Raw genomic sequence first — 17,332 nt, 5'->3', positions numbered from 1 at the left:
CGAAGCATCACGCGTCAACCGGACGACACCGGCAGCACGTCGGGCGACAGCGCCGCCGCGCGGGCCGTCGCCGCGGTCGTACGGCGCCGGTGATGGCGGCGGCACAGCACCTCGTAGCCGATCTCGTCGGGAGACTGGGCGACGTCGCCGACGACCACCTGGGCGCCCTCGACGACCATGACGCCGCCCACGGTGCGGGCGTTGTGCGTGGCGCGGGCTCCGCACCAGCACAGGGCCTCCACCTGGAGCACCTCGACGCGGTCGGCGAGTTCGACCAGGCGCTGGGAGCCGGGGAAGAGCTTGGAGCGGAAGTCGGTGGTGATGCCGAAGGCGTACACGTCGACGTCGAGGTCGTCGACCACGCGCGCGAGCTGGTCGATCTGGTCCGGCGCGAGGAACTGCGCCTCGTCCGCGATCACGTAGTCCACCCGGCCGCCCTGGGAGAGGTGGTCGACGACGTGGGCGTAGAGGTCCTGGCCGTCCCCGACCTCCACGGCGTCGGTGACGAGGCCGAGGCGGGAGGAGAGCTTGCCCTCGCCCGCGCGGTCGTCACGGGTGAAGATCATGCCGGCCAGTCCGCGCGCCGAGCGGTTGTGCTCGATCTGGAGAGCCAGTGTCGACTTCCCGCAGTCCATCGTTCCGGAGAAGAACACCAGCTCGGGCATGAGGGGTTGAGCACCTTTCGGCAGCGAGGGGGGCGGGAGCGGTCAGGAGCGTACTTCGAGCAGCGGGACGAGCTGCTCGGCAGGGGTCATCGAACCGTGATTGCCGACCATCGCCGACTCCTTGGGTTCGCGCTCGGAGGCGATGAGCAGGACGTCGTCGCGCGCGGCGGCGACCACGTCGCCGATGCGCTCGTGGACCCGGTCGTCGATGCGGGGACCGAACCAGCCCGCGGCGATCGCCTCGTCCCGGGACGCCACCCAGAACTGCTCGCCGAGCACCTCGCGCCAGCAGGTCAGCACGTCGTTCCGGGCGCCGGGGACGGCGTAGACGTGCCGGGCGCGGCCCTCGCCGCCGAGGAGGGCGACGCCCGCCTTCAGCTCCCAGTCCTCGTCGAAGTCGATGCGGTGGTCCTCGTCGAAGGGCACGTCGATCATGCCGTGGTCGGCGGTGACGTACAGGGCGCTGCGCGGCGGCAGTTGCTCGGCGAGGCGCTGGACGAGCCGGTCGACGTGGCCGAGCTGCCCGCGCCAGGTGTCGGAGTCGACGCCGAAGCGGTGTCCGGCGCCGTCGACCTCGGCGTAGTACGTGTAGACGAGGGCGCGGTCGGCGCGGGCCAGCTGCTCGGCGGCGCAGTCCATGCGGTCCTCGCCGGACAGGCGTCCGTGGAACTCGCCGCCGCTGAGCGCGACCTTGGTCAGCGGGGTGTTCGCGAAGGTGGGCGAGGAGACCTGGGCGGCGTGCACGCCCGCCTCGTGGGCGAGGCCGAAGACGGTGGGGTACGGCTGCCAGGGGCCCGGTGCGGTCCACGGCTGCCAGCGCAGCTGGTTCATCAGCGCGCCGGTGTCCGGATTGCGCACGGTGTAGCCGGGCAGGCCGTGGGCGCCCGGCGGCAGGCCGGTGCCGACGGAGGCGAGGGAGGTCGCCGTGGTCGCCGGGTAGCCGGCGGTGATCGGACGTCCGGTGCCGCCCCGCGAGCTCTCCAGGAGGGAGCTGAGGAAGGGGGCGTCGTCCGGGTGCGCGCGCAGTTGCTCCCAGCCGAGGCCGTCGATGAGGAAGACGCAGTTGCGGTCGGCGGGGGTCAGTTCGGTGATGCCCGCGGTCATGCCGGGGACGCCGAGGCCGGCGGCCAGGGTGGGCAGCAGGTCGGCGAGCGAACCCGTGCCGTACTCGGGTACGGGGGCGGAGTCGACGGGGAGCGGTTCCGGGTGGGTGTCCCAGGCGGTGTACTGCGCCATCAGCGTGTGGAGTCCGCGGTCGCCTCGGAGAGGGCCTGGGCGAAGGCGAGCGCCTGGCGCACCGTCTCGGGGCCGTCCCCGGCCTCGCTGACGCGCAGGCTGAGGTCGTCGGCCGTGGAGCTGCCCGTGTAGCCGTGGTCGGCCTCGCAGTTGGGGTCGCCGCAGGCGGCGGGCTCCAGGTCGAGGCGGGAGACGGCGCCCCAGCCGATGGTGAGCACGATCTCGCGGGGCAGCGTGCCCGGCTTGTACTTCTCGGGGTTGGCGACGACGCGGCTGACGACGATGGACGAGATCCGGCCGAGCTTGACGGACTCCGTGGACGTCGTGGCGTACGGCGTCGGGGAGGTGTCGTCGGCGGCCTGCTCGTCGGTGTGGCTGACGATGAAGCGGTTGCCGGTGAGCACCAGCACGGTCACGTGCCGGCGCACCTCGTTCTGGTCGAACGTCGTCTCCTGGTGGACCAGGTACGACCGCACGGGCTCGCCGCCCACGGCGGCCTCCACCGCCTCGGCCACGAGGGCCGGGTAGTAGCCGCTGCGCTCGATCGCCGCTCGCAGCCCCTGGGTCGTCGTACTGGTCTTGGCCATGCCGTCCATCCTACGGGGACCCAATGACTGCGAGGGACGCTCCTGCGGGTACCCGTCCCGGACCGTGCTCGGGCCCTGCTCAGGTCGTCCTCGGGCGGTGCCCGGGTCGCCGCCGGGCCGCGGCGGGTCAGTACGCCGGCAGGGTCCTGGGGCCCAGGTCGTCCCGGGCGGGAGGGGGCGCGAGGCGCACGGAGGCGCCGAGGACGCTCAGGCCGTCCGGGGCGACCACGACCGGTTCGAGGGTGACCGCGACGACCTCCGGATGGTCGTCGACCAGCCGCGAGACCCGCAGCAGCAGCTCCTCCAGGGCGGCGGCGTCGACGGGGGCCGAGCCGCGCCAGCCGAAGAGGAGCGGCGCCGTGCGGATCGAACGGATGAGCGAGGTGGCGTCCCGGTCGGTGACCGGGATCAGCCGGTGCGCCATGTCGCCGAGCAGTTGGGTGGCGGCGCCGGCGAGGCCGAAGGAGAGCACCGCGCCGGCCGCCGGGTCGATGACCGCCCGCACGACCGTGTCGACGCCGCGCGGGGCCATGCCCTGCACCACCGGGCGCAGCTCCGCGGGCCTGCCGAACAGCTCGGTCAATTCGGCGTAGGCCCTGCGCAGTTGCTCCTCGTCCGCGAGGTCGAGGCGTACGCCGCCCAGGTCGGCGCGGTGGCGCAGGTGCGGGGCGGTGGCCTTGAGGGCGACGGGGTAGCCGATGGTCCGCGCGGCGGCCGTAGCGTCGTCTGGGGTGGGGGCGGGCAGGGCGCGGTGGACGTGGACTCCGTACCTGCCGAGCAGGTCGCAGGTCTCCTCGCCGCCGAGGGTGAGCCCCTGCCCGCGCGCGAGGTGCCCCGCTATGCGCTCGGCGGCGCCCTTCTCGTCGATGTCGTCGTACTCCGGGACCTTGCCGGGGTCGGCGGCGTCGCGCCGCCACTGCGCGTAGGCGACGGCTTCGCCGAGAGCGCGGACGGCCCGCTCTGCGGCGGGGTAGGCGGGGATGAGGTGGGTCCCCTCCGGGGCCCGGACGGCGGGCGGCGACTGGGCCGGGGCGGCGGGCAGGGCCTCCTCGGCGGGGCCGGGGGCGGCCTGCGGGGCGGTGCTCGCCGCCGCGGACAGGGCCTGCGCCAGGCCGCCCAGCTCCACGTGGACCACGAGGACCGGCTTGGTGGGGACCGCGGCCGCCGCCGAGCGCAGGGCCTCCGCCAGCGCGGCGTCCCCGGCGGCCCCCTCCCCCACCGTCGGGATGGCGGTGACGACGACCGCGTCGCACGTGTCGTCGGCCAGGGCGCGGGACAGGGCCGCGTGGAAGTCGTCGGCCGAGGCGGCCGTCGTCAGGTCCAGCGGGGGCTGCGGGCGCAGGCCCTCGGACAGGCACGCGTCGTAGGTGAGCAGTCCCAGGGACTCCGAGTTGCCCAGGATGGCCACCCTCGGTCCGGGGGGCAGCGGCTGGCGGGCGAGCAGCAGCCCCGCGTCGACCAGGTCGGTGATGGTGTCGACCCGGATCACGCCGGCCTGCCGCAGCAGCGCGGAGACCGTCGCGTGCGGCAGCCGTGTCGCCCGTACGGCGTGCCCCTGGGGTGCCACGCCGCCGTGCCGGGCGCCCTGCACGACGACCAGGGGCTTGGCGGCCGCGGTCCGCCGGGCCAGGCGGGTGAACTTGCGCGGGTTGCCGATGGACTCCAGGTACATCAGGGCGACGTCGGTCTCCGGGTCGTCGTACCAGTACTGCAGCACGTCGTTGCCGGAGACGTCGGCGCGGTTGCCGGAGGAGACGAAGGTGGAGACGCCGGTGTGGCCGGTGACCCCGCCGCCGCGCCGGTGCAGCCGGGAGAGCAGGGCGATGCCGATGGCGCCGGACTGGGCGAACAGGCCGATCCGGCCGGGGCGCGGCATCTCGGGGGCGAGGGAGGCGTTGAGCCGCACGTCGGGGGAGGTGTTGATGATCCCGAAGGCGTTGGGCCCGATGATCCGCATGCCGTAGGTGCGCGCCTGCCGCACGAGGGCGCGCTGGCGTTCGCGTCCCTCGGGGCCGCTGTCGGCGTAACCGGCGGAGATCACCACCAGTCCCTGCACGCCGTGCTCGCCGCACTCCGCGACGACGTCCGGGACGTGCTCGGCGGGCACGGTGACGACGGCGAGGTCGACGGGCCCGTCGATGTCGCGCACGGAGCGGCACGCCGGGACCCCGTCGAGTTCCTTGCGCTCCTCGGGGAAGGCACTGTTCACGGCGTACAGCCGGCCCGCGTAGCCCGCGTCCCGGATGTTGCCGAGGATGCTGCGGCCGACGCCGCCGGGGGTGCGGCCGGTGCCGACGACGGCGACCGAGCCGGGCTGCAGCAGCCGCTGGACGGAGCGGGCCTCCGCGCGGTGCTCGCGCGCGTACTGCACGGCGAGCGAGCGGTCGGTGGGTTCGAGACCGAACTCCAGGCGGACCACACCGTCCTCGAAGCTCCGCTTCTGGGTGTACCCGGCGTCCATGAACACCTTGATCATTTTGGTGTTGGCGGGCAGCACCTCGGCGGCGAAGCGGCGGATGCCGCGCTCGCGGGCGACGGCGGCGATGTGTTCGAGGAGCGCGGAGGCGACGCCCCGGCCCTGGTGGGCGTCCTGGACGAGGAAGGCGACCTCGGCCTCGTCGGCCGGGGAGGCGGCGGGTGTTCCGCCGGGGCCGATCCGGTCGTAGCGTACGGTGGCGATGAACTCGCCGCCGATGGTGGCCGCGAGTCCCACCCGGTCCACAAAGTCGTGGTGCGTGAAGCGGTGGACGTCCTTGGCGGACAGGCGAGGGTACGGCGCGAAGAAGCGGTAGTACTTCGACTCGTCGGAGACCTGCTCGTAGAAGCTGACCAGGCGCTCGGCGTCATCAACGGTGATGGGGCGGACGCGCGCGGTGCCGCCGTCGCGCAGCACCACGTCGGCTTCCCAGTGGGCGGGGTACTCGTGCCGGTCCGACGAGGTCTGCATGGCCCCCACAGTACGGCTCGCGTACGACAACGGCGCGGGGCAGTCTGTGGGGGACGGGAGCTCGGACCGAGGCCGCGGTCCGACGACCGCACGGGGCGGCACACGGGCCGTCCCGGGAACGCTTCACGTGTGGGAAACTGGTCTAGACAAGACTGGTCTAGACAACTTCAAACCCCCTCTGAACACCTGAAGGGCAGCATCACATGGCTGAGCGCCGCGTCAACGTCGGCTGGGCCGAGGGTCTCCACGCCCGCCCCGCCTCCATCTTCGTCCGAGCCGCCACGGCCACAGGCGTCCCGGTGACGATCGCCAAGGCCGACGGTTCCCCCGTCAACGCGGCCTCCATGCTGGCCGTCCTCGGCCTCGGCGCCCAGGGCGGCGAGGAGATCGTGCTCGCCTCCGACGCCGAGGGCGCGGAAGCCGCCCTGGAGCGGCTGGCGAAGCTGGTCGCCGAGGGGCTCGAGGAGCTTCCCGAGACCGTCTGACGGACAGCAGCACCGAAAGGCCCGCCGGGAGCACCGGACGGGCCTTTCGCATTTCCTGTCCGGAGCCTCCGCTTTCAGGCGCCGCCCGCATATTCGACGGACTCCGGAAACGCGTCCGGAATTCCTCTCCTTTGTATACGGCGCCCGTGTTACCGCCGCAGTCCGGTCGTGTTTACGGGATGTTGCGCATTCCTCACGCGCTTGGCCCGTCCGTCGCCGGAGGCGAAGCGCAGCCGGTGCGCGGACGCCGAGCGCTCGGTGTGCAGCGCCATCAGCGCACGCGCGCGTTCGCCGTCCCCGCGGGCCACCGCGTCGACGATCGCGCCGTGCTCCGCCCAGTACTCCACCGGACCGGACTGCGCCTCCACCACGTACATCCAGGCGATCTTGTGGTGGAGCTGGGTCAGCAGCGCCGTCAGCGAGGGACTGCCGGTCGCCTGGGCGAGGGTCTCGTGGAACCAGCCGCCCAGGGAGCGCAGGTCCTCCCCGGTGCCCTGCCTGGCCCGCTCCTGCCCCAGCCTGACCAGCCCGCGCAACACCTTGAGGTGGGCCTCGGTGTGCCGCCGGGCGGCCCGGGAGGCGCCGAGCGGCTCCAGCAGCGCACGCGCCTCCAGCAGGTCGGCGGCCTCCCGCTCGGTCGGTTCCGCGACGCACGCGCCCGCGTGTCGCCGGGTCACCACGAAGCCCTCGGCCTCCAGCGTGCGCAGGGCCTCACGGACCGGTACGCGGGAGACGCCGTAACGGCGGGCGAGGAGTTCCTCAGTGAGCCGGCTCCCGCGGCCGTGGACGCCGGTGACGATGTCGTCCCGGATCGCCGTGCACACCGAATGCGCCGGAATACGCATGACCGCCCTCCCTTTCCCCGTCGAACGTCGACTTCCCCCGCGAAACGTCACCGATGAACGCGCACCCGGCGACTGGCGGCCCAGTCAAGCGCCATTAAATGCGAAAAGCCCCGGCTCGTGAAGCCGGGGTCTTTCGGATGCCGTTGTCAGATGTTCACGCCGTGGGAGCGGAGATAGGCGACGGGGTCCATGTCCGAACCGTACTCGGGGCTCGTACGGGCCTCGAAGTGCAGGTGGGGCCCGGTGACGTTGCCGGTGGCGCCGGAGATGCCGATCTGCCGGCCGGGCTCGACCGACTGGCCGACCGAGACGCCGATGGACGACAGGTGCCCGTACTGCGTGTACGTGCCGTCGTGCATCTTGATCACGACCTGGTTGCCGTACGCCCCGCCCCAGCCTGCCTCGACGACGGTGCCGACGCCGACGGCGTGCACGGAGGTGCCGCTGGAGGCGTGGAAGTCGATGCCGGTGTGGCTGCCGGAGGACCACAGAGAACTGCCGGCCTGGTACGCCGTGGAGACGTATGAGGCGGTGATCGGCGCGACGAAGGTGTTGAGGCGCTTGCGCTCCGCCTCACGCGCGGCGCGCTCCTTGGCCTCGTGCGCCTCCTTGGCCGCCTCGGCCGCCCGCTCGCGGGCCGCTTCCCGGGCCGCCTCGCGGGCGGCGGCGTCCGCGGCCGCCTGCTCCTGGGCGACGGCCTGGGCGTCGACCTCGTCGGCTATGGAGTCGCCGATGGTGACGACCGGGGTGAGTCCGCTCTGCTCCACCTCGGGCTCGGCGGCGAGCGCCGGAGCCGCGAGGGTGCCGACGACGCCGGTGGTGGCGAGGGCCGCGACTCCCGCCGCGCGGGCGGTGCTGCGGTGCACCCGGCCTGGACGGCGGTGCTTCCCGGTGGCGCGCGTGAACGCCATGTAGAGGCTTGTCCTTTCCTTCCCTCTCGCCTACCGGGTTAGCTGACGGGTTCGGAGGTGGAAGGTCTCCTACGGACCCCCTCGCTGCACGCGCGGGCGTCCGATTCACCCCAGGGACTGCGATGGGTCCCCGGCTCCCCTGGCTCGCGCCGTACGGGGACTCGGCGATGACTGTCCGGTGCCGCGGGTGCGGCGCACTGCCTGACGAACAGCCCGGATGACGCTAAACGCGGCTGCGTTCAATCCTCAAACGCAACAGGCATTTTGTAGCGCACGCCACAGGGCAGACAGGCGATCACTCTCCCAATCCGGACAAACGGCGGCCCTGGTGACACATCGGTCACCAGGGCCGCCTCACGCGCGTGCCGCTACTCGGCGGCCACCACGGTGACTTCGCCGATGCCGAGGGCCTCGACGGGCTCCCTGATCTGCGCGGCGTCACCGACGAGGACCGTCACGAGGCGGTCCACCGGGAAGGCGTTGACGACCGCCGCGGTGGCCTCCACCGTGCCCGTGGCGGCGAGTTGACGGTAGAGCGTCGCCTGGAAGTCGTCGGGCAGGTGCTGCTCGACCTGGTCGGCGAGCGTGTCCGCCACGGCCGCCGCCGTCTCGTACTTCAGCGGAGCGACGCCCACCAGGTTCTGCACCGCCACATCGCGCTCGGCGTCGGTGAGTCCCTCGGCGGCGAGCTTGCGCAGCACCGTCCACAGGTCGTCGAGCGCGGGGCCGGTGTTGGGGGTGTCGACGGAGCCGCTGATGGCGAGCATCGCGGCGCCCGTGCCGTCCGGCGCGGAACGCAGGACCTGCCCGAACGCCCGGACACCGTAGGTGTAGCCCTTCTCCTCGCGCAGGACACGGTCCAGGCGGGAGGTGAGGGTGCCGCCGAGGCAGTAGGTGCCGAGCACCTGCGCGGGCCAGACGCGGTCGTGCCGGTCGGCGCCGGTGCGGCCGATCAGCAGCTGCGTCTGGACGGCGCCCGGACGGTCGACGATGACGACCCTGCCGCGGTCGTCCGCGGTCACCGGGGGCACGGGGCGCGGTTCGGCGGCCGAGCCGGTCCACGCGCCCAGGGTGGCGCCGAACAGCGCGTCGAGGTCGACGCCGGTGAGGTCGCCGACGACCACGGCGGTGGCCGTGGCGGGGCGGACGTGCCGCTCGTAGAAGGCGCGCACGGCGGCCGAGTCGATGGCCTCGACCGTCTCCTCGGTGCCCTGGCGCGGTCGCGACATGCGCGCGTCGGCGGGGAAAAGCTCCCTGGAGAGTTCCTTGGCGGCCCGGCGGGCGGGGTTGGCCAGCTCGTGCGGGATCTCGTCGAGCCGGTTGCGCACCAGCCGTTCGACCTCGCCGTCCGCGAACGCGGGCGCCCTGAGGGCGTCGGCGAGCAGGCCGAGGGCCTTGGCGAGGCGCGAGGCGGGCACCTCCAGGCTCAGTCTGACGCCGGGGTGGTCGGCGTGCGCGTCCAGGGTGGCGCCGCAGCGCTCCAGCTCGGCCGCGAAGTCCTCGGCGGAGTGCTTGTCGGTGCCCTCGGAGAAGGCGCGCGCCATGATGGTGGCGACGCCGTCGAGTCCGGCCGGCTCGGCGTCCAGCGGGGCGTCCAGGAGCACCTCGACGGCGACGACCTGCTGGCCGGGGCGGTGGCAGCGCAGCACGGTGAGGCCGTTGCCGAGACTGCCGCGCCCGGGGGCGGGGAACGCCCACGGCTTGGGCTCCCCGGCCTGCGGCTGCGCGTGGAATTCCATGGTGGCGAGCTCGGTCACTTGGCCGCCTCCTCGTTCTCGTCGGTGGCGTCGGTCGCGGAGACGGTGACGGTGGTCTCGTCGGCGTCGTTCTCGGCGGTGGGGGCGGTGGGCTCGTAGACGAGCACCGCGCGGTTGTCGGGGCGCAGGCGGGCCTTGGCGACCTCCTGGACCTCCTCCGCGGTCACCTCCAGCACCCGCCGCACGGCGGTGAGGGCGAGCTGCGGGTCGCCGAACAGGACGGCGTAGCGGCACAGTTCGTCGGCGCGGCCCGCGACGGTGCCCAGCCGGTCGAGCCACTCGCGCTCGAGCTGGGCCTGGGCGCGCTCCATCTCCTCGGGCGTGGGGCCCTCCTCGGCGAACCGGGCCAGTTCCTCGTCGACGGCGGTCTCGATGACCGGCACCTCGACGTCGCCGGACGTCTTCACGTCCAGCCACCCCAGGGAGGGTGCCCCGGCGAGCCGCAGCAGGCCGAACCCGGCGGCGACGGCCGTGCGGTCGCGGCGTACGAGCCGGTTGTAGAGACGGGACGACTCGCCGCCGCCCAGGACGGTGAGGGCCAGGTCGGCCGCGTCGCACGCGCGCGTGCCGTCCTCCGGCAGGCGGTAGGCCGCCATCAGGGCGCGGGCGGGGACCTCCTCCTCGACGACCTCGCGCAGTTGGCCGCCCATGACGTCGGGCAGCGAGCCGTCCCGGGGAGGCTGCTTTCCGTCGTGCGAGGCGATGGAGCCGAAGTACTTCTCGACCCAGGCGAGCGTCTGCTCGGGGTCGATGTCTCCGACGACCGACAGCACCGCGTTGTTCGGCGCGTAGTAGGTGCGGAAGAACGCGCGCGCGTCCTCCAGGGTCGCCGCGTCCAGGTCGGCCATCGAGCCGATCGGCGTGTGGTGGTAGGGGTGGCCCTCCGGGTAGGCGAGGGCGGTCATCTTCTCGAAGGCCGTGCCGTAGGGGACGTTGTCGTAGCGCTGGCGGCGTTCGTTCTTGACGACGTCCCGCTGGTTCTCCATCGACTCCTCGTCGAGGGCCGCCAGCAGGGAGCCCATGCGGTCGGCCTCCAGCCAGAGGGCCAGCTCCAGCTGGTGGGCGGGCATGGTCTCGAAGTAGTTGGTCCGCTCGAAGCTGGTGGTGCCGTTGAGGGAGCCGCCGGCGCCCTGGACCAGCTCGAAGTGGCCGTTGCCCTTGACCTGGGCGGAGCCCTGGAACATGAGGTGCTCGAAAAGGTGAGCCAGACCGGTGCGCCCCTTGACCTCGTGGCGCGAGCCGACGTCGTACCAGAGGCACACCGCCGCGACCGGGGTCAGGTGGTCCTCGGAGAGCACCACGCGCAGGCCGTTGGCCAGGCGGTGCTCGGTCGCTGTCAGGCCGCCGGAGCCTGCCTGGGCTGTGGCCGTGTGACCCATGGGCATGTGCATCCCTTCGATCGCGAAATCCTTGGTGGAATCACTGGGTGAGTCACTAGGTGAATCACTGGGTGAATCATGGGGCGGAACTGCGGGATTCCGCCGGTCCTGCCACTGTATGCAAGCGTGCGGGCCGCCGGTGGAGTTCCCGGACCTCGTACGCCGAGAGCGAGAACGCGGTTGGCGGGCCGCCGGGGACGGCGACCCGGGGCGAGGGCGTACCCTGCGGGCAGCGCCGGGCCGGCAGCCCGTGACGGGTCCTGGTCGGTCGCTGTCAGTGCCGCAGTCCACAATGGACGGCGTCAGATCACCGTTCACGCTTCAGCAAGGAGCCGGCAGCGATGGCCCGCCGTAGTACGAAGACCCCGCCGCCCGACGACTCGTACGAGGAGAAGATCCTCGACATCGACGTCGTCGACGAGATGCAGGGCTCCTTCCTCGAGTACGCGTACTCGGTCATCTACTCCCGCGCGCTGCCGGACGCCCGCGACGGCCTCAAGCCGGTGCACCGCCGCATCGTGTACCAGATGAACGAGATGGGCCTGCGGCCCGAGCGCGGCTATGTGAAGTGCGCCCGTGTCGTGGGCGAGGTCATGGGCAAGCTGCACCCGCACGGCGACGCCTCGATCTACGACGCCCTGGTGCGCATGGCCCAGCCGTTCTCGATGCGCGTGCCCCTGGTGGACGGCCACGGCAACTTCGGCTCGCTGGGCAACGACGACCCGCCGGCCGCCATGCGGTACACCGAGTGCCGGATGGCCGAGGCCGCCGGGCTGATGACGGAGTCCATCGACGAGGACACCGTCGACTTCGCGCCCAACTACGACGGCCAGGAGCGGGAGCCGGTGGCGCTGCCCGCCGCCTTCCCGAACCTGCTGGTCAACGGCGCCTCGGGGATCGCGGTCGGCATGGCCACGAACATGCCGCCGCACAACCTGCGCGAGGTGATCGCGGCGGCCCGGCACCTGATCCGGTACCCGAACGCCGACCTCGACGCGCTGATGAAGCTCGTGCCGGGCCCCGACCTGCCCACCGGTGGCCGGATCGTCGGTCTGCCCGGCATCCGGGACGCGTACGAGACGGGCCGCGGCACGTTCAAGATCCGCGCCACGGTGTCCGTGGAGACGGTGACGGCCCGCCGCAAGGGCCTGGTCGTCACGGAGCTGCCCTTCGCGGTCGGCCCGGAGAAGGTCATCTCGAAGATCAAGGACCTGGTCGGCTCGAAGAAGCTCCAGGGCATCGCGGACGTCAAGGACCTCACCGACCGCGAGCACGGGCTGCGCCTGGTCATCGAGATCAAGAACGGCTTCGTGCCCGAGGCGGTCCTGGAGCAGCTCTACAAGCTGACGGCCATGGAGGAGTCCTTCGGCATCAACAACGTCGCCCTGGTGGACGGCCAGCCGCTCACCCTGGGCCTCAAGGAGCTGCTGGAGGTCTACCTCGACCACCGCTTCACCGTCGTACGGCGCCGAAGCGAGTTCCGCCGGAGCAAGAGGCGCGACCGACTGCACCTGGTGGAGGGGCTGCTCACCGCCCTGGTCGACATCGACGAGGTCATCCGCCTCATCCGCTCCAGCGAGAACTCCGCGCAGGCCAAGCAGCGCCTGATCGAGCGCTTCTCGCTGAGCGACGTCCAGACGCAGTACATCCTGGACACGCCGCTGCGCCGGCTCACCAAGTTCGACCGCATCGAGCTGGAGTCCGAGAAGGACCGGCTGAACGCGGAGATCGAGGAGCTGACCCGGATCCTCGACTCGGACACCGAGCTGCGCAAGCTGGTCTCCACCGAACTGGCGGCGGTCGCCAAGAAGTTCGGCACCGACCGCCGTACGACGCTGCTGGAGTCGAGCGGCGCCCCGGTCGCCGCCGTGCCGCTCCAGGTGGCGGACGACCCCTGCCGGGTGCTGCTGTCCTCCACGGGCCTGCTGGCCCGCACCGCGACCGGCGAGCCCCTCGTCACCGAGGCGGGTGCCAAGCGCGTCAAGCACGACCTGATCGTCTCGGCGGTGCCGGCCACGGCGCGCGGAGAGGTGGGTGTGGTGACGTCCGCGGGGCGTCTGCTGCGGGTGAACGTCGTGGATCTGCCCCAGCTTCCGGAGGCCATGCCGACGCCGAACCTCGCGGGCGGCGCACCGCTGGCCGAGTTCGTGTCCCTGGAGGGCGACGAGGACGTCGTCTGCCTGACCACGCTGGACGAGTCCTCGCCGGGCCTGGCACTCGGCACGGAACAGGGCGTCGTCAAGCGGGTGGTGCCCGACTATCCCTCCCACAAGGACGAGTTGGAGGTCATCGCCCTCAAGGAGGGGGACCGCGTCGTCGGCGGCGCCGAGTTGCGCACGGGCGACGAGGACCTGGTCTTCATCACCGACGACGCGCAGCTCCTGCGCTACCAGGCCTCGCAGGTCCGCCCGCAGGGCCGTCCGGCGGGCGGTGTGGCGGGCGTGAAGCTCACCGACGGTGCCAAGGTCATCTCCTTCACGGCGGTGGATCCGGCCGCGGAGGCGGTGGTCTTCACCGTCGCCGGTTCGCGCGGCACCCTGGACGACTCGGTGCAGACCACGGCCAAGCTGACCCCGTTCGACCAGTATCCGCGCAAGGGCCGCGCCACGGGTGGTGTGCGGTGCCAGCGCTTCCTGAAGGGCGAGGACTGCCTGGCCTTCGCCTGGGCGGGTGCCGTGCCGGCCCTCGCGGCGCAGAAGAACGGCACGCCGGCCCAGCTCCCGGACATCGACCCGCGGCGCGACGGCTCGGGCGTGTCGCTGCCGAAGACGGTGTCGGTGGTGGCGGGCCCGGCCTAGGAATGCCTAGGGAGTGTCGGCGCGGGACGGCTCCTCGCCGTCGCGGTCCGGTACGTAGCGCAGGACGCCCCACATGCCGTGCTCGTCGGCGGGTGGGGCGTCGGCGTCCCGGCGGCACGCGTCCAGTTCCTCGCCGAGTGCGGCCGCGTCGATGCCGGAGCCGATGAGGACGAGTTGGGTGCGGCGTACGTCGGCGGCGTCGGCGGGTGTCCATGGCTCGGGGTAGAAGCGCAGGAAGCGTCCGACGGCGTGCACGGCGTACCGGTTCCGCGTGTCGTACGGGCCGAAGTCGACGTACCCCTTGATCCGGTACAGGCCCTCGGGCCGGCTGTCGAGGAAGCGCATGAGCCGGCGCGGGTCGAGCGGCAGGTCGGAGACGAACGACAGGGTGTCGTAGGCGGCGTGCAGGTGCCCGGCGTGTGCGCCGCTCTCGGCGTGGTCGTGCAGGTCGTCGAAGGACAGCTGCCCCACGCGTTCCTCGCTCGGCCGGCAGTCGTAGAGGAACTCGGGGTCGATACGGCCGTAGGTCGCCGGCACGACGGCGGCGCCGTCGACGAGCGAGTGGACCAGGGCGAGTACGCCCTCGGCGTCGTGGACCCGGTCCGTCTTGTTGACCACGACCAGGTCGGCGAGGGCCAGGTGCCGGTCGATCTCGGGGTGTCCGGCGCGGGTGTCGTCGAACTCGGCGGCGTCGACGACCTCGACGAGCCCGCCGTAGACGACCTCCGGCTGTTCGCTGGCGAGCAGCATGCGCACCAGTTCCTGCGGTTCGGCGAGCCCGCTGGCCTCGATGACGATGACGTCGATCCCGGCCTCGGGCCGGGCGAGGCGCTCCAGGTACCCGTCGAGTTCGCCGACGTCGACGGCGCAGCACAGGCATCCGTTGCCGAGCGACACGGTGGAGTCGCCGAGGGCGCCCGCGACGGCCATCGCGTCGATCTCGATCGAGCCGAAGTCGTTGACGACGGCGCCGATGCGGCTGCCTCCGCTGCGGTGGAGGAGGTGATTGAGGAGTGTGGTCTTCCCGGAGCCGAGGAATCCGGCGAGTACGACGACCGGGATCTGCTGCGGAGTCGGGCGCTGGCCCACCGTGCGACCTCTCTCTCACCCACGCGTACGCCGGCCCGCGGCCGGGTGTACGTCCATGTACGGAATTGCGGGCTCAGGATACGAGCCGGCGGAGTGCCCGCGGAGTGAACGATTGTTAGCCGCTCTTGCTGGGCAGACGTTGGGCAAGGCGCCGGACTGTGCGACCCTCGCTTCCCTCCGTGCGCCTCCTCTCCGCCTCCCCGCCGGTCAGCGCCGCTCGGCACTCTGGAGGCGGCAGCACCACCCATCGCTCGCCGGTCCCCGTCAGCCGACCCGCACTCGACGACCGGCGGGCGGTCGCCTGATTCGGGGGTTGACATGGTCACACGGAAGAGCGTCACGGGGAGGTTCGGCTCCGCCGCGGCTGGAATGCTGGTCGCCACGGCGGGAGTCTCGCTGGCCGCGCGGCAGCGGCGGCTGGACAAGATCCGCCTGGAAGAGCGGCGGACGGAGTTGGAGCAGCTGGCGATCCGGCACAAGTCACTGCAGCATCAGCAGCGCATGCACTGGGAGTTGCTGACCCGGGCCATGGACGACCCCTCGCTCGCGGAGGTCATCGACACCTACGACAAGAGCATCCCGGCCGAGAGGCGTCGCCAGTTCCTCTACGCCAACGCCTGGTACACGTACCTGTACCACACCCATCGGGCGGGGCTGCTGGACCGGGACGAACTCTTCCGTCACCTGCGCGAGTTCTTCCAGAGTCCCGTCTTCCGGGAGTACTGGGAGGCGTCGGCGCCCATGCGCGCGTCCCTGAGCGAGACGTCCGAGGAGGCGCAGGTGGGTCAGATGGTCGACGGGCTCGTGAGGGACCTCGACGAGGCCGACACCGACGAATGGTGGGTGGTGGGCAACCCGCCGGTCGACTGACGGCGCCCCGCCCCCGCCGGACAGGTGGACACCGGCACGCCGGGGCGGGGAGGGGCGGGGCGGGGCGGGGCGGGGTCAACGCGGACACGGGGGAGACACGCCGGAATGAGAATTCCGTCGACCAACCGCGAGAGTCTCAGGAACACCAGTACCGTGTGCTCGCCACATCTCCGCAGGCTCTCCGGCAGTCTGCTCTGGTCATAAGGAACGGTACCTTGAAGATCGTGCGCCGCATCGGTGTGCCTCCCAGCGCCCGGGGGAGCAACTCGGGAGCCACCTGCCCCGACGTGTTCGAACTGAGCGACGGCAACTTCGCCGTCATCGGCACCGAGGCCACCGAGGCGCTGGAGCGTGAGCTGCCCGCCGACGCCGCCCGCGCCGACTACGAACGCATCGTGGTCATCAGCCGGGAGACCCTCATCCGCGCCAAGGCGGACATCCCCGACGCCTGACGTCACCACGTGTCTCCGGTCGCGCCCATGCCACAGCGCCGGACACCACCACCGGCGAGCAATCCGGCACCCCGTCCTTGCTCGACGCTCCCCGACCAGGCCTGGCGCCCGAACGGCACCAGGCCGCTCGTGCTCCCTCAGGCCACCTCCGGCACCCCGACCGGCGCACCCGGCCCCACGTACCGGGCGGCCGGGCGGATGATCTTCGAGTCGTGGGCCTGTTCCAGGATGTTCGCGCTCCAGCCCACCACCCGTGCCGCCGCGAACGTGGGTGTGAACATCTCGCGGGGCAGACCGCACAGTTCCATGACCACGCCCGCGTAGAACTCGACGTTGGTGTGCAGCTCACGATCCGGTTTCAGCTCCGCGAGGATCGCCTCGACCTGTCGCTCCACCTCGACGGCGAACTCCACGCGCGAGCCGCCGAACCGCCGTGCCACCTCACGGAGCATCCGGGAACGCGGGTCCTCCGTGCGGTAGACCGCGTGACCGAAGCCCATGATGCGCTCACCGGCGAGGACCCGTTCACGGATCCACCCGTCGATGCGATCCGGCGTGCCGATCGCGTCCAGGGTGTCCAGCGCCCGGCTGGGCGCCCCGCCGTGCAGCGAGCCGGACAACGCCGACACGGCACCGGTCAGGCAGGCCGCGACGTCCGCACCCGTCGACGCGATGACCCGCGCGGTGAAGGTGGACGCGTTGAACCCGTGGTCGATGGTGGAGATCAGGTACTGCTCGATCGCCCGCGTGCGCCCCTCGTCCGGCTCCTCGCCGGTCAGCATGTAGAGGTAGTTCGCCGCGTACGACAGGTCCTCGCGGGGCTCCACGGGCTCGAGTCCCCGGCCCAGCCGGTGCAGCGCGGTGAGCAGCGTGGGTACGGCCGCGGCGGCCACCAGGGTGTCCCGCCGGCGCTGGTCGGCCGACAGGTCGTACACGGGCCCGAAGCCCAGGGACGCGCCCAGCAGGGACAGCCCCGTGCGCATCCCGGCGAGTGGGCCGGAGCGACCGCCGGCCGCAGCGATGCCGGGCAGTGCCGCGCGCACCGCGGCGGGCAGCCGCCGCATGGCCGCGGTCTCGGCGGCGAAGGCGGCCCCGTGTCGGGCGTCGGGGAGTTCCCCGTGGACCAGGAGATGCCAGACGTCCTCGAACCCGCGGCTCTGTGCGAGTTCGACGGCCGAGTACTGACGGTAGTGGTAGAAGCCCTCGAGCCCCCGCACGTCGCCGACCTCGGTGTCGGCCACCACGACACCGGCGAGCCCGCGCGGTACCTCGACGAGTGTCGGGACAGCCGCGGTTCTGTTGACGGACATG

14 protein-coding genes and 1 riboswitch are annotated in these 17,332 nt (G+C 72.3%); of the genes, 4 read left to right on the top strand and 10 right to left on the bottom strand.

The features are described from left to right. Positions 1 to 14: 14 nt before the first annotated feature. The 4 genes from BJ961_RS08975 to BJ961_RS08960 form a co-directional block, all read right to left on the bottom strand. Positions 15 to 665 (bottom strand): thymidine kinase, encoded by a 651-nt coding sequence (locus tag BJ961_RS08975; RefSeq protein WP_153177578.1) that lies wholly within the window; start codon positions 663 to 665, stop codon positions 15 to 17. A 42-nt stretch (positions 666 to 707) separates the two neighbouring features. Further along, a complete protein-coding gene (locus BJ961_RS08970) occupies positions 708 to 1,901 on the bottom strand; it encodes an alkaline phosphatase family protein (protein ID WP_271320773.1) in 1,194 nt (397 codons plus the stop codon). Next, positions 1,901 to 2,497 carry a DUF5998 family protein gene (locus BJ961_RS08965; RefSeq protein WP_271320772.1) on the bottom strand — a complete coding sequence of 199 codons (597 nt, stop codon included), beginning with the start codon at positions 2,495 to 2,497 and terminating at the stop codon, positions 1,901 to 1,903. The genes BJ961_RS08970 and BJ961_RS08965 overlap by 1 nt, the downstream gene beginning before the upstream one ends. 118 nt (positions 2,498 to 2,615) lie before the next feature. Continuing rightward, complete coding sequence (locus tag BJ961_RS08960; protein ID WP_271320771.1) at positions 2,616 to 5,435, bottom strand: bifunctional acetate--CoA ligase family protein/GNAT family N-acetyltransferase; 2,820 nt, start codon at positions 5,433 to 5,435, stop codon at positions 2,616 to 2,618. A gap of 203 nt (positions 5,436 to 5,638) precedes the next feature. Here BJ961_RS08960 and BJ961_RS08955 point away from each other — a divergent pair, with 203 nt between their 5' ends. Beyond that, positions 5,639 to 5,920 (top strand): HPr family phosphocarrier protein, encoded by a 282-nt coding sequence (locus BJ961_RS08955; protein ID WP_003973180.1) that lies wholly within the window; start codon positions 5,639 to 5,641, stop codon positions 5,918 to 5,920. 149 nt (positions 5,921 to 6,069) lie between these two features. On the opposite strand, the gene BJ961_RS08950 is transcribed toward BJ961_RS08955, so the two are convergent. From BJ961_RS08950 to BJ961_RS08935, 4 genes are all read right to left on the bottom strand, one after another. Further along, complete coding sequence (locus BJ961_RS08950; protein WP_271320770.1) at positions 6,070 to 6,765, bottom strand: GntR family transcriptional regulator; 696 nt, start codon at positions 6,763 to 6,765, stop codon at positions 6,070 to 6,072. A gap of 146 nt (positions 6,766 to 6,911) precedes the next feature. After that, on the bottom strand, positions 6,912 to 7,676 hold the full coding sequence (locus BJ961_RS08945) for a M23 family metallopeptidase (protein ID WP_271320769.1): 765 nt from the start codon (positions 7,674 to 7,676) through the stop codon (positions 6,912 to 6,914). 12 nt (positions 7,677 to 7,688) lie between these two features. Continuing rightward, positions 7,689 to 7,853: riboswitch (cyclic di-AMP (ydaO/yuaA leader) on the bottom strand. 191 nt (positions 7,854 to 8,044) lie between these two features. Then, positions 8,045 to 9,433 (bottom strand): M16 family metallopeptidase, encoded by a 1,389-nt coding sequence (locus BJ961_RS08940; RefSeq protein WP_271320768.1) that lies wholly within the window; start codon positions 9,431 to 9,433, stop codon positions 8,045 to 8,047. After that, on the bottom strand, positions 9,430 to 10,818 hold the full coding sequence (locus BJ961_RS08935; RefSeq protein ID WP_271320767.1) for a M16 family metallopeptidase: 1,389 nt from the start codon (positions 10,816 to 10,818) through the stop codon (positions 9,430 to 9,432). The genes BJ961_RS08940 and BJ961_RS08935 overlap by 4 nt, the downstream gene beginning before the upstream one ends. Before the next feature lie 335 nt (positions 10,819 to 11,153). Between BJ961_RS08935 and BJ961_RS08930 the strand changes: the two genes are divergently transcribed. After that, entirely contained in the window at positions 11,154 to 13,610 is a 2,457-nt protein-coding gene (locus BJ961_RS08930) for a DNA gyrase/topoisomerase IV subunit A (protein ID WP_271320766.1), read from the top strand. 6 nt (positions 13,611 to 13,616) lie between these two features. Here the strand turns inward: BJ961_RS08930 and BJ961_RS08925 are convergent, their stop codons facing one another. Continuing rightward, positions 13,617 to 14,699: a CobW family GTP-binding protein gene (locus BJ961_RS08925; RefSeq protein WP_271320765.1), complete on the bottom strand. Its 1,083-nt coding sequence runs from the start codon at positions 14,697 to 14,699 to the stop codon at positions 13,617 to 13,619. Positions 14,700 to 15,017: 318 nt separating this feature from the next. Here BJ961_RS08925 and BJ961_RS08920 point away from each other — a divergent pair, with 318 nt between their 5' ends. Both BJ961_RS08920 and BJ961_RS08915 read left to right on the top strand, forming a co-directional pair. Next, a complete protein-coding gene (locus BJ961_RS08920) occupies positions 15,018 to 15,569 on the top strand; it encodes a DUF6082 family protein (RefSeq protein ID WP_271320764.1) in 552 nt (183 codons plus the stop codon). Between the two features lie 215 nt (positions 15,570 to 15,784). Next, entirely contained in the window at positions 15,785 to 16,021 is a 237-nt protein-coding gene (locus tag BJ961_RS08915) for a hypothetical protein (protein WP_271320763.1), read from the top strand. A 137-nt stretch (positions 16,022 to 16,158) separates the two neighbouring features. Here BJ961_RS08915 and BJ961_RS08910 read toward each other — a convergent pair whose 3' ends face one another. Beyond that, on the bottom strand, positions 16,159 to 17,331 hold the full coding sequence (locus BJ961_RS08910) for a citrate synthase/methylcitrate synthase (RefSeq protein WP_271320762.1): 1,173 nt from the start codon (positions 17,329 to 17,331) through the stop codon (positions 16,159 to 16,161). Position 17,332: the final 1 nt, after the last annotated feature.

Origin of the sequence: Streptomyces lienomycini (assembly GCF_027947595.1) — a bacterium.
Classification (GTDB): domain Bacteria; phylum Actinomycetota; class Actinomycetes; order Streptomycetales; family Streptomycetaceae; genus Streptomyces; species Streptomyces lienomycini.
The sequence above is the reverse complement of the archived record's forward strand: the minus strand, read 5'-3'. Positions and strand labels throughout refer to the sequence as shown.